Genomic DNA, 21,564 nt, shown 5'->3' with positions numbered 1-21,564 from the left:
ACCTACGACGCCATCATCGATGCCGCTTGTCAGGCATGGCGAAATCTCGTCGACCAGCCGACAACCATAACATCGATCGGCATGCGTGAATGGGCACACACCGGTCAATCGTGAGCGCCGTTGGTATAAGCCCGCACACCCACCGCCGGCAGCGGCCTGATCCGCCCCATCAGCGCCCGATACGGCGCCAACAGCACCAGTGCCGCCAGGAACTTGACCAGAAAATCGCCCGAAGCCAGCGACACCCACAGCGGCACTTCCGGCCCCACGCCCAGCCAGGGCGCCGGGAAGCCCAGCGAGCCGTCTTGTAGCCCAAACAGCGCGTCGATCCCGACTAGCGCCGGCGCAAAGGCGATCGTAAAAAAGATCGCCGTGTCGATCATCGAGCCAAACAGCGAGCCCACCAGCGGCGGCAGGAACCACGCCTTGGTGGCGCGCAGGCGCGAGAACACGGCAATATCGAGCAACTGTCCCACAACGAATGCCGACGCCGAAGCCAGCGCAATGCGCTGCGTCGTGGCGGGCATGCCGCCGGCATTCCAGGGCAGGGGATGGTAGCTGAGATAGAACGAGACCCCGAGGCCGACGAGGAAACCCACCAGCACGACGAGGCGCGCCTTGGCAGCGCCATCATAGCGGTTGGTCAGGTCGGTGATCAGGAAGGCAAAGGGGAAGGTGAAGGCACCCCAGGTCAACAGGTCGGCAAGGTTGACGGTGCCGAGCTGGACGGCAAAAGGGTAGAGAACCAGGATATTGGACGCGGCAACGACCACGACCATGGCGGCCACGGCCGCCAGGAAACGAGCTAGCATCGGAATGCACCTCTAGATAACCGCCACCCGGCACGGGACCGGAGCGGAATTGCGCTACCATAGCGCAAAAACAAAACCGCGCGGAGATATCTCCACGCGGTCTAAATCAATAAATACGGCCGGTCGCTTAGACAGCGAGGGCGGCGCGCACTTCCTTCTTGATGCCGGCAGCGAGCGTCGACAGCGTGTCGTCGCTCTGCTTGAGCAGGAAGGCGTCAAGGCCACCGCGATGTTCGACGGTACGCAGGGCCGCAGCCGAAATGCGGAACTTGATGCCGCGGTTCAGTGCGTCCGAAATCAGGGTGACGTTCACCAGGTTCGGAAGGAACCGGCGACGGGTACGGTTGAGAGCGTGGGAGACGTTGTTGCCAACCATTACGCCCTTGCCAGTCAATTCACAGCGACGTGCCATTGGGAGATATCCTATTTGTGTAAAGGTCCTGGGTGGCGGGTAATCCCGCAACCGGCCTCGATTGTTATGAAATCTGGCGCGTCTTTAGAGAAAACTGCCGCTGTCGTCAAGGCGAAGCGCCCTCAAACGCCCGCGAGCGCCTTGCAGGAACCACAAGCGGCAGGCAGTTTTAAACACCAAGCTGATTCGCGCATACGAGATACCAGACCCTTGATCCCGTTCCGTCTTGCATCCATCGCCACGCTGGCCCTGTTCATGAGCCTGCCCGCACAGGCCGCCGACGTCAACGCCACGGCGAGCTATGTGGTGACGCTTGGCGGCATCAATATTGCCGCCATGACGGTCGATCTCAAGGACGACGGCAGCCGCTTCAGCCTCGATCTGTCAGCCAAGGTTGCGGGCTTGGGTGCCGTGGTCTCCAGCGGTACGGCAACCGCCAGCGCCACCGGCCGTTCGTCGAGCCGCAGCTTGCAGGCCGAGGAATTCGACCTGCAGACCAAGGCCAATGGCGAGACCTTCACGGTCGACGTGTCCTTTGCTGGCGGCGGTGTGTCCGCTTTCAAGGTCGATCCGCCGATTCTCGACAATTACGATCGCGTGCCGCTCGAGCGCTCCCATCTGACAGGCGTCAGCGACTTCCTCTCGGCCTTCGTGCTCAAGGGAGGCGGCCTCGACAAGAGCCTCTGCGAGCGCGAGGCGCATATCTTCACAGGCGTCGAGCGCTTCAACATAACAATGAGCTATGCCGGCGACGACGAGGCCACCTCGCCACGCACGGGTTACCAGGGCCCCGTCGTGCTGTGCACGGTCGACTACAATCCGGTCTCGGGCCATTTCACCAGCTCGGACATCACCAATTACATGGCCGACAGCGACCGCATCATCATCTGGTACGCGCCACTGGCCGAAACCGGCTTCTACATCCCTTACCGGGTGCTGCTCGGCACCAATATGGGCGACCTGTCGATGGTTCTCACCAGCCTCAAGAACTAGGTACTCCGCCTTCCGCGGTTCCTTTTGGGCACTGTCTCGTGATGGCACGGTCAACGGGTTTTTTGACAATGTCGTCATGCGACAGCGGCGGTGCACGGGCCGGTAGGTCTTAATGGCACGACGCTCGCAAAGCTTTTTGTCGCAACACCCCGGTTAGATTCGGCCAATAAGCGACAAAATTTACGTTTTGGTCTTGGAAATAAAGTGGTTTGGGCCGAAGCGGCGTCGCCGCACGCCAAATCCGGCGCCCACTAGTGTCTCCACACCGGCCAACCCACCACGCCTAGCCGTGAACAAAGCCGCATTTAGGCTTCACGCCCGATTCTGTCCCTGTTCGTTCCGGGTTTGGTCCGGGAGTTAATTGCGGTGCCCTGCTATTTTAAAACTCGTGCCAGTTCGGGATAATGTCCCAACCCAAAGATGTCATCGCGGCGTAGGCCGGAAGACATGGCGCGCAGATCCCCGTCCCGCTCTGGCACGGTCAATGCACTGTTTCCTCAATTTGCGTGTGATCCACCCAGAAAATCCAGCCCTCTTGTCATAAATCCACCAAAACTCTTTGCAAAACATGGCTTTACTCGATGTTTATAAATGCCTGATTCCAGCCGAAATTTATCTCTTGGCAACACTGCTGAACGGATTTGCTGTCATTGTGCGGCGCCGGGAGCAACCGCACGCCGCGCTGGTGGTTATGCATCCCCGAACCTACCAGATAGAGTGGTGAACAAAGCCGGATTCATTGAGTCGCGCCGATTCGGTGCTGTTTTGTTCCTATCCTGTTCTTGGTCTTAACCATCGTGATAAAAGGGTCGCATGTTCTGTCCTTTCTTGGGACAAGCTGCGGTCCTACTCGTAACCGGTCACGACACCCCCTACATTGGCGGCAATGACTTTCGCGCCTCCCCAAACGGTCAAGGCAATCCTTGGCCCCACCAACACCGGCAAGACCTATTTTGCCATCGAGCGCATGCTGGCCCACCCGACAGGGATGATCGGTCTGCCTTTGCGTTTGCTGGCGCGCGAAGTGTATCAGCGCTGTGTCGAGCGGGTTGGCGTCGGTGCGGTGGCTCTGGTAACCGGCGAAGAGCGGATCGTGCCGGCCAAACCCCGGTTCTGGGTCTGCACCGTCGAAGCCATGCCGATGGATATCCGGGTCGATTGCGTCGCCATCGACGAAATCCAGACCGCCATCGACTTCGATCGCGGCCATGTCTTTACGGACCGCATCCTGCATGCCCGGGGCAGCATGGAAACTTTGCTGCTGGGTGCCGCCACGATGGCGCCGATCATCCGCAGGCTGCTGCCGCATGCCGAGATCGTCGACCGGCCGCGGTTTTCCCAGCTGACCTATGCCGGCTCCAAGAAGCTTTCGCGCCAGCCGGAGCGCTCGGCCATCGTCGCCTTCTCGGCGCGGCAGGTCTATGCGATTGCCGAACTGATCCGGCGCGAGCGGGGCGGTGCGGCCGTGGTGATGGGCGCCCTGTCGCCGCGCACCCGCAATGCCCAGGTCGAGCTGTACCAGAATGGCGACGTGGATTTCCTTGTCGCCACCGATGCCATCGGCATGGGACTGAACCTCGATATTCATCACGTGGCCTTTGCCGATGACACCAAGTTCGATGGCCGGATGAGCCGCGAATTGAGCCCGGCCGAGATCGGGCAAATCGCGGGCCGGGCCGGTCGGCATGCCCGCAACGGTACGTTTGGCGTCACAGGCGGCACCGAAGGATTTGACGAAGAAATGGTCGTCGCGCTCGAAACGCACGACTTCGCGCCGGTAAAAGTGCTGCAATGGCGCAACAATCAGTTGGATTTCTCATCCATCAACGCATTGCGCAACAGCCTCGACGACACGCCGGAGCATCGTAGTCTTACCAGGGTGCCGATGGCCAAGGACCAGCTGGCCCTTGAGTTCGTTTCGCGCAATGAGGCGGGGCAGTTGGCACGAGGCCTCGATGGGGCACGCCTGCTGTGGGAATGCTGCCAAATCCCTGATTATCAAGGAATTTCGCCGGCCAATCACGGCGAAATCGTCACGCGAATTTACACGGACTTAGTCAAGAAGCGCCATGTCGACGCCGACTGGATTGCCGAGCAGGTCCGCTTTTGCGACAATACGAGCGGCGATATCGACACCTTGAGCAACCGGATTAAACAAATCCGGACATGGACCTTTGTCGCCAATCGCAAAAACTGGCTTGCAGACCCTTCACATTGGCGCGAAAAGACCCGAGACATTGAGGACAGGCTGAGTGACGCTCTTCACGAGCGTTTGACCCAGCGCTTCGTCGACCGGCGCACCAGCGTCTTGCTGCGTCATCTGAAAGACAAACGTATGGCATCTCCCGAGATCAATGAGCGTGGCGAAGTACGGCTGGAAGGCCATCTCATCGGCACGCTGGAAGGCTTCCGCTTTACCCTGGCGCGCAATGATGGCGACGCCGACATCAAGGGGCTGCGCACGGCAGCCGACCAGGTAGTGGCGCCCGAAATTCACAATCGGGCCGACCGACTGTCCGGCGCACCGAACGAAGAGTTCGTGCTGGCTACCGATGGCAAGCTGCGCTGGAAGGGCGATATCGTCGCCGAGCTGATCGAGGGCGATGCGCTATATCGTCCACGCATTCTGCTGCTGGCCGATGAAACCCTCAGCGGCACTGATCTCCAGGGCGTCCAGGATCGTCTCAGCCTCTGGTTGCGGCACCACATCAATACCGTGCTCGAAGGCGTCATGGCGCTCGAAGCGCCGGCCGATCTTGAAGGCACCGCTCGGGGTATCGCCTACCAGTTGTATGAGCATATTGGCCTGCTGCCGCGCAGCCAGGTTGCCGATGACGTCAAGAACCTCGACCAGGACGTGCGCGGCAAGCTCCGCAAGCTGGGCATCAAGTTCGGGGCCTATCACATCTACCTGCCGCTTTCTCTCAAGCCCGCCCCGCGTGAGCTGGCGCTGATTCTGTTTGCGCTCAAGCATGGCGGCGTGCGCCAGCCCGGCGTCACCGATATTCCCCATATCGTGCTCAGCGGCCGTACCTCGTTTGTGGTCGACCCTGAGGTTGACACCCAGCTTTATGAGACCGCCGGCTTCAAGGTGGCCGGCAAGCGTGCGGTGCGCGTCGATATTCTCGAACGCCTCGCCGATATCATCCGTCCGCTGATCGCGCTCGATGCCGGTCGTCCCTATGCCGGCGAACTGCCGGTTGGGGCTGCCGAAGGCAACGGTTTTCGCGTCACCGTGGAAATGACCTCGCTGCTGGGTTGCTCGGGCGAAGACTTCGCCTCGATCCTGAACTCCCTGGGTTATCGGGTTAAGCGTACCCCCAAGGTCGCGGCGCCCGCACCAGCCGCCGAGGCAACTGCCGAAGCACCGGCCCTCGAAGAAGTGCTGACCGAAAATCCGGCCAGCCTCGATGCCGTGGAAGAAACCCCGGTCGAAGCTGTGCCGGCCGATGTGGCGCCGTCGATCGAAGCCGACATTCCGGCAACCACCGTCGTGGAGGCCGCGGCTGAAACCGCCGAAGCTGCGCCTGCCGTGGCGGCCGAGCCAGAGTTCGACGAAGTCTGGTCTCCAGCTGCCAAGCGCCCTGAAAACAAGCGCCACGAAAATCGTCGGCGTCCAGAGGGCGAAGCCCACGCCAAGCGTCCCGAAGGCGAAGTCCAGAGCAAGCGCCCCGAGGGCGAAGTGCAGGCCAAGCGCCCCGATCGCAATCACCGCCCGGCAGCCCCGCGCCGTCCGGATGGCGAAGTGCAGGATGTCGGCAAGGCGCGTCATCTTCAGCCCAAGCCCAAATTCGAGGCCAAGGCGCGCAATGAGAACCGCCGCCCCGATGACCAGAAGGGCGAACGCTCCCGTTTCGAGCGCCCGGCCGAGCCGCCCCGCAAGGAAACAGCGTTCGACCCGGATAGCCCCTTCGCCAAGCTGATGGCGCTCAAGGCGCCAAAGGGCCAATAAAATTGCCAGGAACTGTCGAACCCATCCGCAAGGAGCGGCTCGACAAATTCCTGTTTTTTTCGCGCGCCATCAAATCGCGCACCCTGGCGCAAAAGGTCATCGAGACCGGCGCCATCCGCGTCAATTCCGAACGCACCATCCGCTCCGACCTAAAAGTCGGGGCGGGCGACGTGTTGACCATGACCCTGCACGAGCGGATCGTTGTCTGGCGCATCCTGGACTGCGGCGCGCGACGCGGCCCCGCTCCCCAAGCCCAGGCCCTTTACGAAGACCTGTCGCCGCCATCGTTACCCAAATCCGAACTATCACCTTACGAAGCCGCCATCGCACCCCGTGGTGATGGAGCTGGCCGCCCCACCAAGAAAGAACGGCGGGAGACCGACAAGCTGCGGGGCGACGATGAATGACAAATCCACCAATACCCACCCTTACGACGGTACGCCTGATCCTTCGCCCGCCAGTGCTGGCCGATTTTGCTCTCATGCAAACGATGCTGGCTTCGCCTCGCGCGCAATATATGGGCGGGCCCTATGACCTGATTGGCGCCTGGCGGGCGATGTGCCAAGACATTGCTCTGTGGCAGATGTTCGGGCATGGCGCTCTAATGGTGGATGTGCGCGAGACCGGCGAATGCGTCGGGCAGGTCGGCATCAACCACGGACCGTTATATCCTGAAAAAGAACTGGGGTGGTTGCTGTTCGACGGGCATGAGGGGCGTGGCTATGCGGTGGAATCAGCCGGTGCGATGCGCGACTGGGCGTTTGCCGCGCTCGGATTGCCATCGCTGGTGAGCTATATCGATGCACCCAATGCAGCCTCTATCGCAGTGGCGGTAAAGCTGCGCGCCGTGCTCGATCCCGATGCACCTCGCCAGGATCCAACTGATCTGGTTTACAGACATTGGCCGGACCACCAACCCAACTAGATCGCCGCTCGCCAAGCCTGAAAAACCTCATGGTGAGCCCGTCGAACCACGAGGTCGAGCGAGTGGAGGCCCGGGCTACAACTTCGTGGTTCGACAAGCTCACAATGAGGTTTACTGGCCGAATCTCCATCTGGCCCGCGGCTAAGCCTCCGCCGCATATGCCTCAAACAAAAAGGCCCGGGATCGCTCCCGGGCCGTTGTCGTCTTAGTGGTGATGATGCTCGGGCATCTTTTCTAGCAGGTCCTTGGTCCAGGTGGTCACGGCGTGGATGTCGCCATTCTCGTCGCGCATGAACTGCAGGTCGGCTGCCGGGACGGCTACTGGCTTGGCCCCAAGGCCGAGGAAGCCGCCGACGTCGATGATGACCTGGCTGCTCGCGCCCGAGCCGTGGACATGGGACACATGGCCGACCTTATGGTCATCGGCGCCATAGATGGTCGCGCCTTCCAGCAGCGACGGCGTCAGTTCCGCCGAGGACAGGCGAACGTGGTTGGAATGGTCCATGATAAAACTCCTGCAGGTTGGACAGGCACAATTCCCCGGCGCCGATAGTGTTCCTGTTTGCGGTAAAAGGTTTCGCCAGAGGCCGCCCCTGCGCCAAATGGTGCGCCTTGCCAGCCTTGCAGCGCCGCTTAAAACGGTTTAGCACCGGACACGTTGAGACCCTGCCGGACTGCCGCCCGATATGACCTATATCGTCACCGATAACTGCATCGCCTGTAAGTACACCGACTGCGTCGAAGTCTGCCCCGTGGATTGTTTCTACGAGGGCGAGAACATGCTGGTGATCCATCCGGACGAGTGTATCGACTGCGGCGTCTGCGAGCCCGAATGCCCAGCCGAAGCCATCAAGCCAGACACCGAGTCTGGATTAGACGACTGGCTGGTGCTGAACACCAAGTTTGCCTCCTTGTGGCCCAACCTGACCGAGCGCCGCGATCCGCTGCCCGAGGCAAAGGAAAAAGATGGCGAAGAAGGCAAGCTGGAGAAGTATTTCTCGGAAGCCGCCGGCGAAGGCGACTGACTCTAAGCCGGCCGAAGGCAAAATCGCTCCGGCGGAGCGATTTTAGGTGAAGAGGCCACGAAGGCTATGCCCGAATGGCCCAGACGTCCCGCAAACACCGCGTGGCACCTCCCCCTCCCCGCAAGGGGGAGCGTGTCGACTATTGGTTTAACGCAGACTGCAGCAGAGGCTGTGGACACCCGGTGGACAACTCCAAATTCCCGCCGCAGCCACATCCTCGCCCCACTACGGCGTGGCGCAAACATCATTGATTCGTAGTTTTTGATTTTGCTGAATTTTTATGCTATGGTTCATCCACATGCAGTTTAGCCCGTCACCCAGCCCGTGCCTTCAGGCACGATTTTTTTGACAACATCGTTAGATGCACTGACCTCCGGGGAAAGCGGACCCGGATGGCCATGGGGTTTTTTGCTGCGCGCGGCGTTCCGTATGGACGTCAGGTAAAGAGTAAAGTTGGACGGTCCTTCCCGCAGGGAATTGTCCATTGGGGCGTCAACAAGGAGTTCCATGAATATGGTAGCCAAGAAGGTACAGACACGGCTCGGTTTCAGGACCGGCGAATACGTTGTCTATCCGGCGCATGGTGTCGGCGTAATCGTCTCGATCGAGGAACAGGAAGTTGCCGGTCTGGTACTTGAGTTGTTCGTCATCAGCTTCGAGCAGGACAAGCTGACCCTGCGCGTTCCTGTCGCCAAGATCAAGTCCGTCGGCATGCGCAAGCTGGCCGAAGACGATATGGTCACCCAGGCGCTGACCACCGTCACCGGTCGTGCTCGCGTCAAGCGCACCATGTGGTCGCGTCGCGCCCAGGAATATGAAGCCAAGATCAATTCCGGCGATCTGATCGCCATCTCGGAAGTCGTGCGCGATCTCTATCGTTCGGAAGAGCAGCCAGAGCAGTCCTATTCGGAACGCCAGCTGTTCGAACAGGCGATGGATCGCATGAGCCGCGAAATCGGTGCCGTCAACAAGCTGACGCTGACCGAGACCATCCAGCTCATCGAGAAGAACCTGGCCAAGTCGCCCAAGCGCACCAAGGCCGATGCGGCCGAGGCCGAAGGCGACGAAGAGGCTGCCGCGTAAGCGAGCCAGTTTCGACAAGAATGCAAAGAGGGCTGGTGGCGACACCGGCCCTTTTTTCACGTCACAAAAGCGCGTGCTCAACGTTAACAGTGTGCCAACGCGGTGCTACGGTTTGGTGATACCAAGCGCATCGCCCAAACGGGTCTTGGCGCTACCCGGTTTCAGCGGCTGTTGCTGGCTCTCATGCGGCACCCAACCCGATAGCCAGATCACTTCCAGCGTAGCGCGAATGCGACCATCGGGATCGCCGTCGCGCTCGGCATAAGAGGTCGCAGCAGCAGCCAGCAAGGCCGGCGTGGCAAAGCGTTTCGATCGGTCCATCAAGGGGTTGGAGGCCCCGAGCGCCTTGAGTTCGGCCATCAGCGCGAAGGGCGAGGCATAACGCACCACATGGGTTTCGACATCGGCCACCGGCAGTGCCAAACCCGCCCGCTGCAGCAAAGCACCGGCGTCGCGAACCTGGATCATCGGCGCCACCCGGGCCGAGGCGCCACCGAAAATTTCCGCATCGGCCGCCAGAAACGCCTCGCGCAATTCGGTTAACGTTTCGCCACCTAGCGCCGCGATCATCAAAAGCCCGTCCGGCGCCAGCTTTGCCCGCAAACGCGCCAGATATCCGGGCACGTCGTTGACCGCCTGCAGGTGCAGGATCGAGACGATCAGGTTGTAGTCGTCGCCGTGAAGCGCCGGAATATCACTGTCGCCGGCAAAGGCCACATGGCGCTCAAAGGCAAAGCCGGCGCTCGAAGTTCGCCCGGAAACCGGGAGTTTTTCGCGATCCGGCCCGATGATGGCAGCCTTGGGAAACTCGCGGATCAGTGCGCCGAGCCGCTCTTCGAGATCGGCCAGTACCAGGTCGGTGACGAAGTCGCTGGCCTCGGTTCGCCGGCCCAGGTGGCGGGCGATCAGGGCGCTGTCAAAGATTGCAGGTGGCTGGGTCATCTCAAGTCTTGCGGCCGGTTGGCGACGTGGCACTATGCCTTATGGAGAGCGTCGAGGGGCTTGTCAAAAATCCGGGTTGGACCAGTCGCGTCGCGCAAGCGATGCGGGGCGCTGGTGGCATGCTGCTCGACCTGGCCTATCCACCAGTCTGTCTCAACTGCGACGCACCAACCTCCACACCAGACGTGCTTTGTGCCATTTGCTTCAAAGCCTTGCGCCCCATCACCGCGCCGCTCTGTCCCGTCATGGGCCTGCCCTTCGAGGTTTCACTCGGCCCCGATCTGCTCTCCGCCGAAGCAATCGCCGATCCGCCACCATTCGGTCGGGCCCGCGCTGCGGTGCTGTATAACGAGGTGGCACGCACGCTGGTGTCCCGCCTCAAATACGGTGACCGGCCCGAACTCGCCCGGTTCTGCGCCCGGCTAATAGCCGGTGCCGGCCACGAACTGTGGATGGGTGATCCTATCCTCGTGCCAATACCCTTGCATCCGGCCCGGCAGCGCGAGCGTCGCTATAACCAGTCCGGCGAGCTGGCGCAGGCGCTGGGCAAGCTGACCGGCCTCGATGTCGATGCGGACTTGGTGCGGCGTATTCGCAAGACGCGACAACAGGTTGGCTTGAGTGGCGATGGCCGCCAGCGGAACGTCGCGGGCGCTTTTGCCGTTCATCCCGACATGCTGGTGCGCAGCCGCGGCCGGCGGATTGTGTTGGTGGACGATGTCTATACCACCGGGGCCACCACCAAGGCCGTGACGCGCACCCTGCTCAAGGCCGGCGCCGAGGCTGTCGACGTCGTGAGCTTTGCCCGCGTTGTCATCGGCGCGGAACTGCCCATATAAGACTAAACGTCCGTCTCCATGGAGAATTCAGTTGGCTACCATTGAAATTTACACCACCCCGACCTGCCCTTATTGCCACGCTGCCAAGGCGATGCTCAACGAAAAGGGTGCCGACTATACCGAGATCACAGTGCTCGATCCCCAATTGCGCGACGCAATGACCGAGCGCGCCAAAGGCCGTCGTACCGTGCCGCAAATCTTCATCGGCGCTACCCATGTGGGCGGCTATGACGACATGGCGGCACTGGACCGACAGGGCGGGCTCGACCCGCTGCTGGCTCAGTAACCTCATGAAAATCGCTGCCATCCAGATGCGGTCGGGCCTCGATCCCGATGCTAACATCGCTGCGCTCGAGCCTATGCTGGCCGAGGCGGTGGTGGCAGGCGCCACTTATGTCCTGACCCCAGAAGTTACCGTGGTCTTTCCCGAGAACCGCGAGCAACTGGCCGGCGTAGCGGCGCCTTTCGAAGATCATCCGCAACTGCGCCGTGTCGGCGATCTGGCCCGTCAGCACAACACCCATCTCCATATCGGCTCACTGGCCGTACCGCTGCCGGACGGGCGCTTTGCAAATCGTTCGGTACTATTCGGGCCCGATGGGGGAATCGTCACCACCTATGACAAGATCCACCTGTTCGACGCGACCATCGCCGGGCTCAATGCTTATCGCGAAAGCGCCACGTATGCGGGTGGCGAACAGGCAGTTACGGCCGATCTGGGCGAATTCACGCTGGGTATGTCGATCTGTTACGACATGCGTTTCCCCAAGCTTTACAATAGCCTCGCCAATGCAGGGGCCAACCTTATCGCGGTGCCGGCCGCCTTCACCGTGCCGACGGGGCAGGCCCATTGGCATGTGTTGCTGCGGGCTCGCGCCATTGAAACGGGCTCTTATGTCATCGCCGCAGCGCAGGGCGGACAGCATCCCAACGGCCGCGCCACATATGGCCATTCGCTGGTGATCGACCCCTGGGGCCGCGTCATCGCAGAGCTCGATCATGATGATCCCGGCGTGCTGCTGGCAGAGATTTCTGCCGATTTGGTGACCGACGCACGCGAGCGCATCCCGGCCCTCGCCAATGCGCGAAACTTTGCCCTTCCGGGGGCGTTGCAGGCGTGAGTTACAGACCTATATGTTGTGCTAGCGAGCAGTTCGGCTTCAGAGACGTTGATTGATCCAGTATTCCCTTCATTGCTCCAAAGGCCACACCTACGATGCGTGGTTCAAGAATGCTGCGGCGTTCGATGAACAGCAGGCCCGTGGCATCGTGACCTGCGCCGTCTGTGGCGACGTGGCCGTGAGCAAGGCGCCGATGGCGCCGTCAGTGGCACGGACCGGGGCTGAGAAAATATCACTGAGTTCGTCGCCTCCCGACGCTGCAAAACTCCGTGCCATGCTGCGGGAATATAGGCAGAAGGTGACTAGCGAAGCTGACTATGTCGGCGACAGGTTTGCCGAAGAGGCGCGCAAGATCCATTTCGAAGAGGTCGAAGCGCGCGGCATTTACGGCAATGCAACGCGCGATGAAGTCATCGCGTTAGCGGAAGAAGGCATTGAGTTCATGCCGCTGCCCGATCTTCCCGAAGAGCACAACTAATTCCGAGCGCTACTTCCGGCGCGATCAACGGAGAATTACCATGACCACACTCGATGCAGCCCTTTCGGGCACGTTTTCCATTGGCGGCGACCTGACGGTCAATCGCCTGGGCTTTGGCGCCATGCGCATTACCGGCAAGGGCATCTGGGGTCCACCCGAGGATCCAGAGGCCGCCAAGGCGACGCTGCGCCGCCTGCCCGAGCTGAATGTCGATTTCGTCGACACAGCGGAGAGCTATGGCCCCTATGTGAGCGAAGATCTGATCGGGGAGGTGCTGGCGCCCTATGCCAAGGGCACCATCATCGCCACCAAGAGCGGGCTGACCCGCACCGGGCCCGATGAATGGCCACAGCTTGGCCGCCCTGAGTTCCTGCGCCAGGGCGCCATCCAGAGCCTGCGCCGCCTCAAGGTCGAGGTGCTCGACCTGTGGCAATTGCATCGCATCGACGCCAAGGTGCCGCGCGCGGACCAGTTCGGCGCCATCGCGCAGTTGCAGAAGGACGGCATCATTCGCCATGCCGGCCTCAGCGAGGTCAGCGTCGATGACATCAAGGAAGCCGGCAAGTACTTCAAGGTGACTACGGTGCAGAACATGTACAACCTGGTCAGCCGCAAGGCCGAGGATGTGCTGGATTACTGCGAAGCCAACGGCATCGGTTTCATCCCATGGCGCCCGATCGACGGTGGCAACCTCGAATCGACCAGCACCGAATTCAAGGCAATCATGGACAAGCATGAAGCCTCTGCCAGCCAGCTTGCATTGGCCTGGATGCTGAAGCGCTCGCCGGTGATGCTGCCAATTCCCGGCACGGGCAAGGTCAAGCATCTCGAAGAAAATATTGCCGCTGCCGCGATAAAGCTCAGCGACGACGAATTCAAGACACTGGATCGTATTGGCCGCCAGGCCTGATCTTACCTCTCCCTTTGGGTGAGAGGTCGGCGGCGTAGCCGACCGGTGAAGGGGCCTTCCCCACACTCCGAATCCAGAAAGGCCCCCTTACCCGACCCAAGGGGGTCGACCTCTCCCCCAAAGGGAGAGGTGAGGAAGGCCAGTTGGCAGTCAGCCAAACTGAATACCCAAGCGGTCGGCAGCGATTTTCGTTGCCGGCCGTTGTCATGTCTGCGCGCAGACGCGGAGACGCTCTGTTCGGCCAGCACAATGATTTGGGGGAGTTAGGGTCGGTCCGATAGGGAGGGTGGAATCCCCACTATCGAACCTGACCAGAAGACAGCCTTGGCAGACCGTCAGTTGGCTAAGGGCCGTTTAGCATCGACAAAACCGATTGTCACGCATTTGTCGCAGATGTTTTCACATCCGCTGCGTGGCGCCGGTGCCATCCACAATCACAGCTCTTTTCCTCGGGCTTGACCCGAGGATCACTAAACGCTTGCGCCGTGTTGGCAGTGGCCTCGGGGCGAGCCCGAGGGAGAAAGAGTAGGCCTATGAGTTCCAGAGCTTATCGATCGCCTGCGTGTCGCGCACTGCGCCCCTGGCCGCCGACGTGGCAAACGCTGCGTAAGCCTTGAGCGCGGTGGTGACATTGCGCTTGCGCGGGTGGGCCGGCTTCCAGCCGAGAGCATCCTGGTCGTGGCGGCGCTGCAGCAGTTCGTCGTCGGAGACCAGTAGGAGGATCGACCGGTTGGGGATGTCGATCTCGATGGTGTCGCCTTCGCGAACCAGCCCAATCGTGCCGCCCTCGGCGGCTTCGGGCGAAACGTGGCCGATGGAGAGGCCCGAGGTGCCGCCGGAGAAGCGGCCATCGGTGAGCAGGGCGCAGGCTTTGCCCAGGCCCTTGGATTTGAGGTAACTCGTGGGATAGAGCATTTCCTGCATGCCCGGGCCGCCGCGAGGGCCTTCGTAGCGGATCACGAGGACGTCGCCGGGTTTGATCTCATTGGCAAGGATGGCCTTGACGGTATCGTCCTGGCTCTCGAAGACGCGAGCCTTGCCGGTGAACTTGAGGATCGATTCATCGACGCCGGCGGTCTTCACGATGCAGCCGTCGATGGCGATGTTGCCCTTAAGCACGGCGAGGCCGCCGTCCTTGGAGAAGGGCGTTTCAGCCGAGCGGATGACGCCGTTCTGGCGGTCGAGATCGAGTTCGGCCCAGCGGTTGGACTGCGAAAAGGCCTGCGTGGTGCGGACGCCGCCTGGCGCCGCCAGGTAGAAATTGCGCACGCTTTCCGAATTGGTGCGGGAAATGTCCCACTTGTCGATGGCGTCGCCCATGGTCGCGGCGTGAACCGTTGGTTCGCTGCGGTTGATCAGGCCAGCGCGGTCGAGCTGGCCGAGGATGGCGAAAATGCCACCGGCGCGGTGCACGTCTTCCATGTGGACGTCGCTCTTGGCGGGCGCCACCTTGGTCAGCACCGGCACCTTGAGGCTGAGACGGTTGATGTCGTCCATGGTGAAATCGACGTTGCCTTCAAAGGCTGCGGCCAGGATATGCAGCACGGTATTGGTCGAACCGCCCATGGAAATATCGAGCGCCATGGCGTTTTCAAAGGCCGCCTTGCTGGCAATGGAGCGCGGCAGCACCGAGGCATCGTCCTGCTCGTACCAGCGCTTGGTGATGCCGACGATGAGGTGGCCCGCTTCCTGGAACAGGCGCTTGCGATCGGAATGGGTGGCCAGGGTGGAGCCATTGCCGGGTAGCGACAGGCCCAAGGCCTCGGTGAGGCAGTTCATCGAATTGGCGGTGAACATGCCCGAGCAGGAGCCGCAGGTGGGGCAGGCGGCCTCTTCGACGGCCTGGACTTCCTCGTCGGTGTAGCTGTCGTCGCCGGCTATCACCATGGCGTCGACCAGGTCGAGCGCCTGCAGCTTGCCCTTGAGCATGGCCTTGCCGGCTTCCATCGGGCCGCCGGAGACGAAGATCACCGGGATATTGATGCGCATGGCGGCGTTCAGCATGCCGGGGGTGATCTTGTCGCAGTTGGAAATGCAGACCATGGCGTCGGCGCAGTGGGCGTTGACCATGTACTCGACCGAGTCGGCGATCAGGTCGCGGCTGGGCAGTGAATACAGCATGCCGTCGTGGCCCATGGCGATGCCGTCATCGACCGCGATGGTGTTGAATTCCTTGGCGACGCCGCCGGCCGCCTCGATCTCGCGCGCCACCAGCTGGCCGAGATCCTTGAGGTGGACGTGGCCGGGCACGAACTGGGTGAAGGAGTTGACCACGGCGATGATCGGCTTGCCGAAGTCGCCGTCCTTCATGCCCGTCGCACGCCAGAGGCCACGCGCGCCGGCCATGTTGCGGCCATGAGTGGTGGTGCGGGAGCGGTAAACAGGCATGGGAATATCCTCGAAGATCGGTCGCCGTTTGCGATGGCGCGGTTGAGCTTTCTTAGACCCATTCCAGAAACGGATCAATCGAAACCGTACCCGCGGGTACGGTTAAGTGGCGCATGCATCCGAATGCCGTGCGTCGGCGTTGGCGCTGCAGTTGAACGAGGAGCAGGCAAATGGCGGGTAATTATCGACAGGTCGTGATCGGTGAAAAGACGCTGGATGCGGTGACCATGGGCGTCGAGAGAGATGCCGCAGGCGCGATCAAGGCGTCAATCTGGTGGGAGGCGGTGGGCGACGTCGATGCCGACGAGGCGGAATATGACGACGTGCCGGCAGCTCTCGCCGCTGCGGAAGCATCGCGCGAACTGCATGGTTTCAGCGAGGTGGTTGTGGCGCTGCAGGATGGTTTGCAATGGGACGCTGCATGGGGCCTGCTGGCCAGGCAGGAGCGTCAGAAAGAGCCGATCGGGGACGTCAGCAATATGGACCTGACCGACAACGAGGCGTTCGATCTGGCGGCCGGTATCGAGGCCGAGCGCGACGCCTGAGCCCGACTTACTAGTTGTTGATCCGGATAATGCCCCAGCTGGCATCGGCGCAGGTATCGTCGGCACAGACAAGGCTCATCCACAGCGCGCCATTGGCAAAGCCGACGCCTTCGCTGGTGACGATCAGGTCGCCATAATCCTGGCTGGACAGTCCGTCGATGGTTTCCTGGGTCAGCAGCGTGTCGAAATTATCGACCAGATCTTCGGGCGCAAAAATGTCGTAGAGTTCGCCATTGGCCGCAACCTCGAACGGGTATGATCCGAGGTCTGCAATGCTGGTCGGGTCGCCCAACAGGAAGGCATCCTGCAGCTGTGAAAACGCTTCGCCGAATGCTTTGGACTGGCCGTGCAGCTTCTCGATCCGCTCCATGACGTCTTCTTCGCTTTGCGCAAAGGCGGGCGAAGCCAACAGGACGAAAGCGCTTAAGGCAGCGGCGACGAAATTGAGGCGCATGATAGCTCCAGAGATGACGGCGTAGCTTAGCTCAACGCCCAGCGTGCGTATCGCCAAATCAGGCGGCCGGGCGTTCCGCCATGATCATATAGTTGATGGCCATGTCGGGCGACTTGCGCCACTCGTCGGCCAGCGGGTGAAACACCACGCCAGTTTCCGCGGTGACCTTGAGACCATTGCGCGTCAGCAGGGCCTTGATCTCGTCCGGGGTGATGAACTTGTTCCAGTCATGGGTGCCCTTGGGCAACCAGCGCAACACGCGTTCGGCGCCGAAGACCGCCAGGGCATAAGCGCGCGCCGTGCGGTTGAGCGTGGCGGTTAGCGTCAGCCCGCCCGGCCTTACCAGATCGGCGCAGCTCTTCATGTACAGCAGCACATTGTCGACATGCTCCACCACTTCCATGTTCAGCACCAGATCGTAACTCGCGCCGGTGGCGACGAGGGCCTCGCTGGTGGTGGCCTGATAATCAATATCGAGCCCAGACTTCTCGGCATGCAGCTTGGCGATGGTGATATTGCGCTCGGCGGCGTCGATGCCGGTAACGGTCGCGCCGAGCCGGGTCAGGGGCTCACACAGCAGGCCGCCGCCGCAGCCGACGTCGACGATGGTCAGCCCTTCGAAGGGGCGCATGGCGGTGGCGTCGCGGCCGAAATGCGCCAGCAGATGCTCGCGGATATAGGCTAGGCGCACCGGGTTGAACTTGTGCAGTGGCTTGAACTTGCCTTTGGGGTCCCACCATTGCTCGGCCATCGCGACAAATTTGGCGAGTTCGGCTTGGTTGATCGTGCTGGCGGTCATCATGCGGCTCCGTTTGCCGCATATGAGCCCGTGCTCATGGCGGAGGCAAGGCACGCGTGGTCGCAGATGCTTGATTGCATGCCGGCTTTGTGGCATGGCAGCGCGCAACAGTAGCGTACCGCCGGGTTCGGCGAGAATTCGGCTAGAATCCGGAAAGAGTTCGGGGAATAAATTGGCCCGTATCGTCGTCAAGTTCGGGGGCACTTCGGTTGCCACGGTCGAACGTATCCGCCAGGCCGCCCGCCATGTGAAGCGTGAGGTCGATGCCGGCCACGAGGTCGCCGTCGTCGTCTCGGCCATGTCCGGCAAGACTAATGAGTTGGTCGGCTGGGTCAATGAAGCAAGCCCCCTGCATGACGCGCGCGAATACGATGCCGTTGTCGCCTCCGGGGAGCAGGTCACGGCCGGCCTTATGGCAATCGTGCTCAGCGAAATGGGCATCCAGTCGCGCTCGTTTGCTGGCTGGCAGGTGCCGATCCGCACCGATGACGCGCATGGCGCGGCACGTATCGTCGAAATCGACCCAACTGAACTCGACAAGCGGATGAAGGATGGCTGGGTGCCGGTGATAACCGGTTTCCAGGGTATTTCGCCGCATGGCCGCATCACGACGCTTGGCCGCGGTGGCTCCGATACGTCGGCGGTGGCGGTGGCGGCGGCGGTCAAGGCCGATCGCTGCGATATCTATACCGATGTGGACGGCGTTTACACGACCGACCCACGCATCGTGCCCAAGGCACAGCGGCTGACTAAGATTTCCTTTGAGGAAATGCTGGAAATGGCATCGCTCGGCGCCAAGGTGCTGATGATCCGCTCGGTCGAAATGGCCATGGCGTATAAGGTGCCGCTGCTCGTAAGATCGACGTTCGATGACCCCGATGCGCCCCAGGTCGGGCCCGATGGACTTCCGGGTGTGCCCGGTACGCTGGTTTGCGATGAGGATGAGATCATGGAAAAGCACATCGTTTCGGGCGTGACGCTCGCCAAGGCGGAAGCCAAGATCACCCTGCGCGACGTCAAGGACAACCCAGGCGTGGCTGCCGGGGTGTTTGGTACGCTTGCGGACCAAGGCATCGTCGTCGACATGATCGTGCAGAATATCGCCGATGATGGCGCCACCACTGACATCACCTTTACGGTGCCGGACAGTGAATATGACAAGGCGATCAAGGCGCTGGAAAATGCCGGCGACAAGATCGAATACGGCCGCCTTTCGGGCTCCAAGGGCGGGGCGAAGGTGTCGGTGATCGGCGTCGGGATGCGCAGTCATGCAGGCGTCGCCAGCTCGATGTTCCGGGCGCTAGCCGACAAGGGCATCAATATACAGCTGATCACCACTTCGGAAATCAAGACCTCCGTCTTGATCGATGAACAATATGCCGAGCTTGCGGTTCGCGCTCTGCATACTTATTACGGGTTGGACAAGAAGGACGCATAAGCTCCGTCGAGGGGAGCGAGCCGCGTCCGGTAAAGGGGGGCGGCTTTGCGGGCCGTCTAAGGGTAGATGGTCACGACCATAGGCGGCCCACGTGTGTTGCTGCGGCAACTGCGCGAGACGATGGCGGAGCCACTGGCTTCGCAGGCTCGGCTCGACAAGATTGTCGGCCTGATCGCCGACAATATGCGCGCCGATGTGTGCTCGTTCTATGTGCTGCGCGACGACGGCGCGCTGGAGCTGTTCGCCTCCAAAGGCCTCGCTGCCGAATCGGTACATATGACGACGCTTCGGTTGGGCGAGGGCCTGGTCGGGCTGATCGCTGCCGAAGCCGAGCCGCTGTCGCTCGACGACGCCCCCAGCCATCCCGCGTTCGCCTATCGTCCTGAAACCGGGGAAGAGCGCTATAACGCCTTCCTTGGCGTGCCTGTACTGCGCGCCGGCCAGACGCTGGGCGTGCTGGTTGTGCAGAATGCCGAGCGTCGCCATTATGGCGATGACGAGATCGAAGCGATGCTGACTACGGCCACAATCCTGGCCGAGATGATCGCCACCTCGGACTTCGACAATCTGATCAAGCCGGGGTCCGATATCGATCTCAGGCGTCCCCGTATGTTCACCGGCGTAAGTTTTACCGACGGCATTGCGCTGGGCACGGTCGTTTTGCACGACCCGCGCGTCGTCGTGTCAAACTTCATCGCCGAGGACACCGACGCCGAAAAGTTGCGGCTGGAAACCTCGCTCGAAAAAATGCGCCTGTCGATCGATGCCATGCTCGAACATGGCGACATGGCCGGCGGTAGCGATCACCGCGAGATTCTCGAAACCTACCGCATGTTCGCCAATGACCGCGGCTGGGTGCACCGGCTGAGTGAGGCGATCGAAAACGGGCTATCTGCCGAAGCCGCAGTCGAGCGGGTGCAGAACGATACCCGCGCCCGCATGATGCGCCAGACGGACCCCTATATTCGCGACCGGCTGCACGATCTTGACGACCTGGCCAACCGCCTGCTTCGGGTATTGACCGGGGATGGTCATGCCCTGGCGCGCAAGGCGCTGCCTGACAATGCCATTCTCGTCGCCCGTAACATGGGGCCGGCAGAGCTGCTCGAGTATGACCGCACCAAGCTGCGCGGCATCGTGCTCGAAGAGGGCGGCAGCACGGCGCATGTGGCGATCGTGGCGCGTTCGCTGGGCATGGTGGCGGTCGGCCAGGCGCAAAACATCGTTTCGATGTGCGAATCGGGCGACGACATCATTCTCGATGGCCCGGCCGGTATCGTACATCTGCGGCCGACACCGGATATCGAACAGGCCTATGTCGACAAGATAAAAGTTACCGCCAAGCGGCGGGCACATTATGCCGCGCTCAAGGACAAGCCTTCCATCACCAAAGACGGCGTGCAGATAACGCTGCTGCACAATTCGGGGCTAGTCGCCGATCTGCCGATGCTCGACGATACGGGCGCTGCCGGCGTTGGGTTGTTCCGCACCGAGCTGCAGTTCATGATCGCATCCAAGCTCCCTCGCCTGCATGAGCAGCAGGAGCTGTATGCCGAGGCGATGGCAATTGCCGGCGAGCGCCCTGTAGTATTCCGCCTGCTCGATATTGGGGGCGACAAGGTGCTGCCCTACCAGCGCTCGATGGCCGAGGAAAACCCGGCGATGGGCTTCCGTTCGATCCGGCTCGGGCTGGAACGGCCGGGCCTGCTGCGGACCCAGGTGCGCGCGCTACTGCTGGCGGCCGATGGCCGTCCGCTCAAAATCCTTGTGCCGATGGTCACCGAGACCTTCGAATTCACCCAGACCAAAATGGTGGTGCAAAAGGAAGTCGAACGGCTGCAGCGGCAGGGCAAGGCAATCCCGAGCCGGCTTGAACTTGGCGTGATGGTCGAAGTGCCATCGCTGCTGTTCGAGCTGGATCAGCTATTGCCCGAGGCCGACTTCGTCTCCATCGGCTCCAACGATCTGGTGCAGTTCCTCACCGCATCGGACCGGGCCAATCCACGCGTCGCGAAGAACTACGACCCCATCGGCATGCCGCGACTGCGCGCCATCCGCCTCGTGGTCGATGCTGCCAAGCGCTACAATATCCCGATCACCATGTGCGGCGAACTTGCCGGCAAACCGCTGGAAGCACTGGCGCTGATGGCGGTGGGAATGACGCGGCTATCGATGGGTCCGGCGTCGATCGGACCGATCAAGGAACTGGTGCTCAACGTCGACCTGAAGCCGATCCAGATGTCGGTCGGAGCAGCGCTCAGCGATGGGGCGGACGGCGTGACCATCCGCCAACTGCTGCAAGAATGGATCGAGAAACAGAACCTGCCGGTCTAAGACGCGAGGCTGCCGCAACCACCGCGCGGTACCTCCCCCTCGACGGGGGAGGCTAGGTGGGGGTGTTGTTTAGCCCCACATTCAGATTGGGGCCAGCCGCCCCCCTCCCTGACC

Annotated in this window: 21 protein-coding genes; 14 read left to right on the top strand and 7 right to left on the bottom strand. The window is 61.5% G+C overall.

The window, feature by feature from the left end:
- Positions 1–104: 104 nt before the first annotated feature.
- Both WH91_RS15825 and rpmB read right to left on the bottom strand, forming a co-directional pair.
- Positions 105–812 (bottom strand): queuosine precursor transporter, encoded by a 708-nt coding sequence (locus WH91_RS15825; RefSeq protein ID WP_046171984.1) that lies wholly within the window; start codon positions 810–812, stop codon positions 105–107.
- Positions 813–939: 127 nt separating this feature from the next.
- Complete coding sequence (gene rpmB / locus WH91_RS15820) at positions 940–1,224, bottom strand: 50S ribosomal protein L28 (protein WP_046171983.1); 285 nt, start codon at positions 1,222–1,224, stop codon at positions 940–942.
- A 210-nt stretch (positions 1,225–1,434) separates the two neighbouring features.
- Here rpmB and WH91_RS15815 point away from each other — a divergent pair, with 210 nt between their 5' ends.
- From WH91_RS15815 to WH91_RS15800, 4 genes are all read left to right on the top strand, one after another.
- Entirely contained in the window at positions 1,435–2,217 is a 783-nt protein-coding gene (locus WH91_RS15815; RefSeq protein WP_046171982.1) for a DUF3108 domain-containing protein, read from the top strand.
- A gap of 886 nt (positions 2,218–3,103) precedes the next feature.
- Positions 3,104–6,169 carry a helicase-related protein gene (locus WH91_RS15810; protein ID WP_046171981.1) on the top strand — a complete coding sequence of 1,022 codons (3,066 nt, stop codon included), beginning with the start codon at positions 3,104–3,106 and terminating at the stop codon, positions 6,167–6,169.
- Positions 6,170–6,171: 2 nt separating this feature from the next.
- Positions 6,172–6,576 carry an RNA-binding S4 domain-containing protein gene (locus WH91_RS15805; protein ID WP_143078225.1) on the top strand — a complete coding sequence of 135 codons (405 nt, stop codon included), beginning with the start codon at positions 6,172–6,174 and terminating at the stop codon, positions 6,574–6,576.
- Positions 6,573–7,094 (top strand): GNAT family N-acetyltransferase, encoded by a 522-nt coding sequence (locus WH91_RS15800; protein ID WP_046171980.1) that lies wholly within the window; start codon positions 6,573–6,575, stop codon positions 7,092–7,094. The genes WH91_RS15805 and WH91_RS15800 overlap by 4 nt, the downstream gene beginning before the upstream one ends.
- Before the next feature lie 205 nt (positions 7,095–7,299).
- Here WH91_RS15800 and WH91_RS15795 read toward each other — a convergent pair whose 3' ends face one another.
- The gene (locus WH91_RS15795) at positions 7,300–7,599 is read right to left on the bottom strand and encodes a PRC-barrel domain-containing protein (RefSeq protein ID WP_046171979.1); all 300 of its coding nucleotides are present in this window, start codon (positions 7,597–7,599) and stop codon (positions 7,300–7,302) included.
- Positions 7,600–7,780: 181 nt separating this feature from the next.
- Between WH91_RS15795 and fdxA the strand changes: the two genes are divergently transcribed.
- Together fdxA and WH91_RS15785 are read left to right on the top strand one after the other, a co-directional pair.
- Complete coding sequence (fdxA, locus tag WH91_RS15790; RefSeq protein ID WP_046171978.1) at positions 7,781–8,119, top strand: ferredoxin FdxA; 339 nt, start codon at positions 7,781–7,783, stop codon at positions 8,117–8,119.
- A gap of 507 nt (positions 8,120–8,626) precedes the next feature.
- Positions 8,627–9,202 (top strand): CarD family transcriptional regulator, encoded by a 576-nt coding sequence (locus WH91_RS15785; RefSeq protein ID WP_046171977.1) that lies wholly within the window; start codon positions 8,627–8,629, stop codon positions 9,200–9,202.
- Positions 9,203–9,307: 105 nt separating this feature from the next.
- On the opposite strand, the gene WH91_RS15780 is transcribed toward WH91_RS15785, so the two are convergent.
- A complete protein-coding gene (locus tag WH91_RS15780; RefSeq protein ID WP_046171976.1) occupies positions 9,308–10,144 on the bottom strand; it encodes a hypothetical protein in 837 nt (278 codons plus the stop codon).
- A gap of 119 nt (positions 10,145–10,263) precedes the next feature.
- On the opposite strand from WH91_RS15780, the gene WH91_RS15775 reads away from it, so the two are divergent.
- The 5 genes from WH91_RS15775 to WH91_RS15755 are packed head-to-tail and all read left to right on the top strand — an operon-like array spanning position 10,264 to position 13,492.
- Positions 10,264–10,983: a ComF family protein gene (locus tag WH91_RS15775; protein WP_244542448.1), complete on the top strand. Its 720-nt coding sequence runs from the start codon at positions 10,264–10,266 to the stop codon at positions 10,981–10,983.
- 31 nt (positions 10,984–11,014) lie between these two features.
- On the top strand, positions 11,015–11,269 hold the full coding sequence (gene grxC / locus WH91_RS15770) for a glutaredoxin 3 (RefSeq protein WP_046171974.1): 255 nt from the start codon (positions 11,015–11,017) through the stop codon (positions 11,267–11,269).
- A 4-nt stretch (positions 11,270–11,273) separates the two neighbouring features.
- Positions 11,274–12,104, top strand: coding sequence for a carbon-nitrogen hydrolase family protein (locus WH91_RS15765; RefSeq protein ID WP_046171973.1), 831 nt, complete (start codon positions 11,274–11,276; stop codon positions 12,102–12,104).
- A gap of 52 nt (positions 12,105–12,156) precedes the next feature.
- Complete coding sequence (locus tag WH91_RS15760) at positions 12,157–12,582, top strand: DUF1178 family protein (protein WP_046171972.1); 426 nt, start codon at positions 12,157–12,159, stop codon at positions 12,580–12,582.
- 40 nt (positions 12,583–12,622) lie between these two features.
- Complete coding sequence (locus WH91_RS15755; RefSeq protein WP_046171971.1) at positions 12,623–13,492, top strand: aldo/keto reductase; 870 nt, start codon at positions 12,623–12,625, stop codon at positions 13,490–13,492.
- A gap of 531 nt (positions 13,493–14,023) precedes the next feature.
- Here the strand turns inward: WH91_RS15755 and ilvD are convergent.
- On the bottom strand, positions 14,024–15,880 hold the full coding sequence (gene ilvD, locus WH91_RS15750; RefSeq protein ID WP_046171970.1) for a dihydroxy-acid dehydratase: 1,857 nt from the start codon (positions 15,878–15,880) through the stop codon (positions 14,024–14,026).
- A 170-nt stretch (positions 15,881–16,050) separates the two neighbouring features.
- On the opposite strand from ilvD, the gene WH91_RS15745 reads away from it, so the two are divergent.
- Positions 16,051–16,425 carry a hypothetical protein gene (locus tag WH91_RS15745; RefSeq protein WP_046171969.1) on the top strand — a complete coding sequence of 125 codons (375 nt, stop codon included), beginning with the start codon at positions 16,051–16,053 and terminating at the stop codon, positions 16,423–16,425.
- 10 nt (positions 16,426–16,435) lie between these two features.
- Here WH91_RS15745 and WH91_RS15740 read toward each other — a convergent pair whose 3' ends face one another.
- Together WH91_RS15740 and ubiG are read right to left on the bottom strand one after the other, a co-directional pair.
- Entirely contained in the window at positions 16,436–16,879 is a 444-nt protein-coding gene (locus WH91_RS15740) for a glutathione binding-like protein (RefSeq protein ID WP_046171986.1), read from the bottom strand.
- Positions 16,880–16,937: 58 nt separating this feature from the next.
- A complete protein-coding gene (gene ubiG / locus WH91_RS15735; protein ID WP_046171985.1) occupies positions 16,938–17,678 on the bottom strand; it encodes a bifunctional 2-polyprenyl-6-hydroxyphenol methylase/3-demethylubiquinol 3-O-methyltransferase UbiG in 741 nt (246 codons plus the stop codon).
- A 172-nt stretch (positions 17,679–17,850) separates the two neighbouring features.
- On the opposite strand from ubiG, the gene WH91_RS15730 reads away from it, so the two are divergent.
- Together WH91_RS15730 and ptsP are read left to right on the top strand one after the other, a co-directional pair.
- Positions 17,851–19,116, top strand: a complete 1,266-nt coding sequence (locus WH91_RS15730) for an aspartate kinase (RefSeq protein ID WP_046171968.1) — start codon at positions 17,851–17,853, stop codon at positions 19,114–19,116.
- A gap of 66 nt (positions 19,117–19,182) precedes the next feature.
- Positions 19,183–21,450 (top strand): phosphoenolpyruvate--protein phosphotransferase, encoded by a 2,268-nt coding sequence (ptsP, locus tag WH91_RS15725; RefSeq protein WP_046171967.1) that lies wholly within the window; start codon positions 19,183–19,185, stop codon positions 21,448–21,450.
- Positions 21,451–21,564 lie beyond the last annotated feature (114 nt).

It is taken from the genome of Devosia psychrophila (assembly GCF_000971275.1).
Classification (GTDB): Bacteria; Pseudomonadota; Alphaproteobacteria; order Rhizobiales; family Devosiaceae; genus Devosia; species Devosia psychrophila.
The sequence above is the reverse complement of the archived record's forward strand: the minus strand, read 5'-3'. Positions and strand labels throughout refer to the sequence as shown.

What these genes read in the sequence shown, in the direction of transcription:
- WH91_RS15825 (WP_046171984.1), bottom strand. Translation starts at nt 812, where the DNA reads ATGCTAGCTCGTTTCCTGGCGGCCGTGGCCGCCATGGTCGTGGTCGTT.
- rpmB (WP_046171983.1), bottom strand. Translation starts at nt 1,224, where the DNA reads ATGGCACGTCGCTGTGAATTGACTGGCAAGGGCGTAATGGTTGGCAAC.
- WH91_RS15810 (WP_046171981.1), top strand. Translation starts at nt 3,104, where the DNA reads ATGACTTTCGCGCCTCCCCAAACGGTCAAGGCAATCCTTGGCCCCACC.
- WH91_RS15800 (WP_046171980.1), top strand. Translation starts at nt 6,573, where the DNA reads ATGACAAATCCACCAATACCCACCCTTACGACGGTACGCCTGATCCTT.
- WH91_RS15795 (WP_046171979.1), bottom strand. Translation starts at nt 7,599, where the DNA reads ATGGACCATTCCAACCACGTTCGCCTGTCCTCGGCGGAACTGACGCCG.
- fdxA (WP_046171978.1), top strand. Translation starts at nt 7,781, where the DNA reads ATGACCTATATCGTCACCGATAACTGCATCGCCTGTAAGTACACCGAC.
- WH91_RS15785 (WP_046171977.1), top strand. Translation starts at nt 8,627, where the DNA reads ATGAATATGGTAGCCAAGAAGGTACAGACACGGCTCGGTTTCAGGACC.
- WH91_RS15780 (WP_046171976.1), bottom strand. Translation starts at nt 10,144, where the DNA reads ATGACCCAGCCACCTGCAATCTTTGACAGCGCCCTGATCGCCCGCCAC.
- WH91_RS15775 (WP_244542448.1), top strand. Translation starts at nt 10,264, where the DNA reads ATGCTGCTCGACCTGGCCTATCCACCAGTCTGTCTCAACTGCGACGCA.
- WH91_RS15765 (WP_046171973.1), top strand. Translation starts at nt 11,274, where the DNA reads ATGAAAATCGCTGCCATCCAGATGCGGTCGGGCCTCGATCCCGATGCT.
- WH91_RS15755 (WP_046171971.1), top strand. Translation starts at nt 12,623, where the DNA reads ATGACCACACTCGATGCAGCCCTTTCGGGCACGTTTTCCATTGGCGGC.
- ilvD (WP_046171970.1), bottom strand. Translation starts at nt 15,880, where the DNA reads ATGCCTGTTTACCGCTCCCGCACCACCACTCATGGCCGCAACATGGCC.
- WH91_RS15745 (WP_046171969.1), top strand. Translation starts at nt 16,051, where the DNA reads ATGGCGGGTAATTATCGACAGGTCGTGATCGGTGAAAAGACGCTGGAT.
- WH91_RS15740 (WP_046171986.1), bottom strand. Translation starts at nt 16,879, where the DNA reads ATGCGCCTCAATTTCGTCGCCGCTGCCTTAAGCGCTTTCGTCCTGTTG.
- ubiG (WP_046171985.1), bottom strand. Translation starts at nt 17,678, where the DNA reads ATGACCGCCAGCACGATCAACCAAGCCGAACTCGCCAAATTTGTCGCG.
- ptsP (WP_046171967.1), top strand. Translation starts at nt 19,183, where the DNA reads ATGGTCACGACCATAGGCGGCCCACGTGTGTTGCTGCGGCAACTGCGC.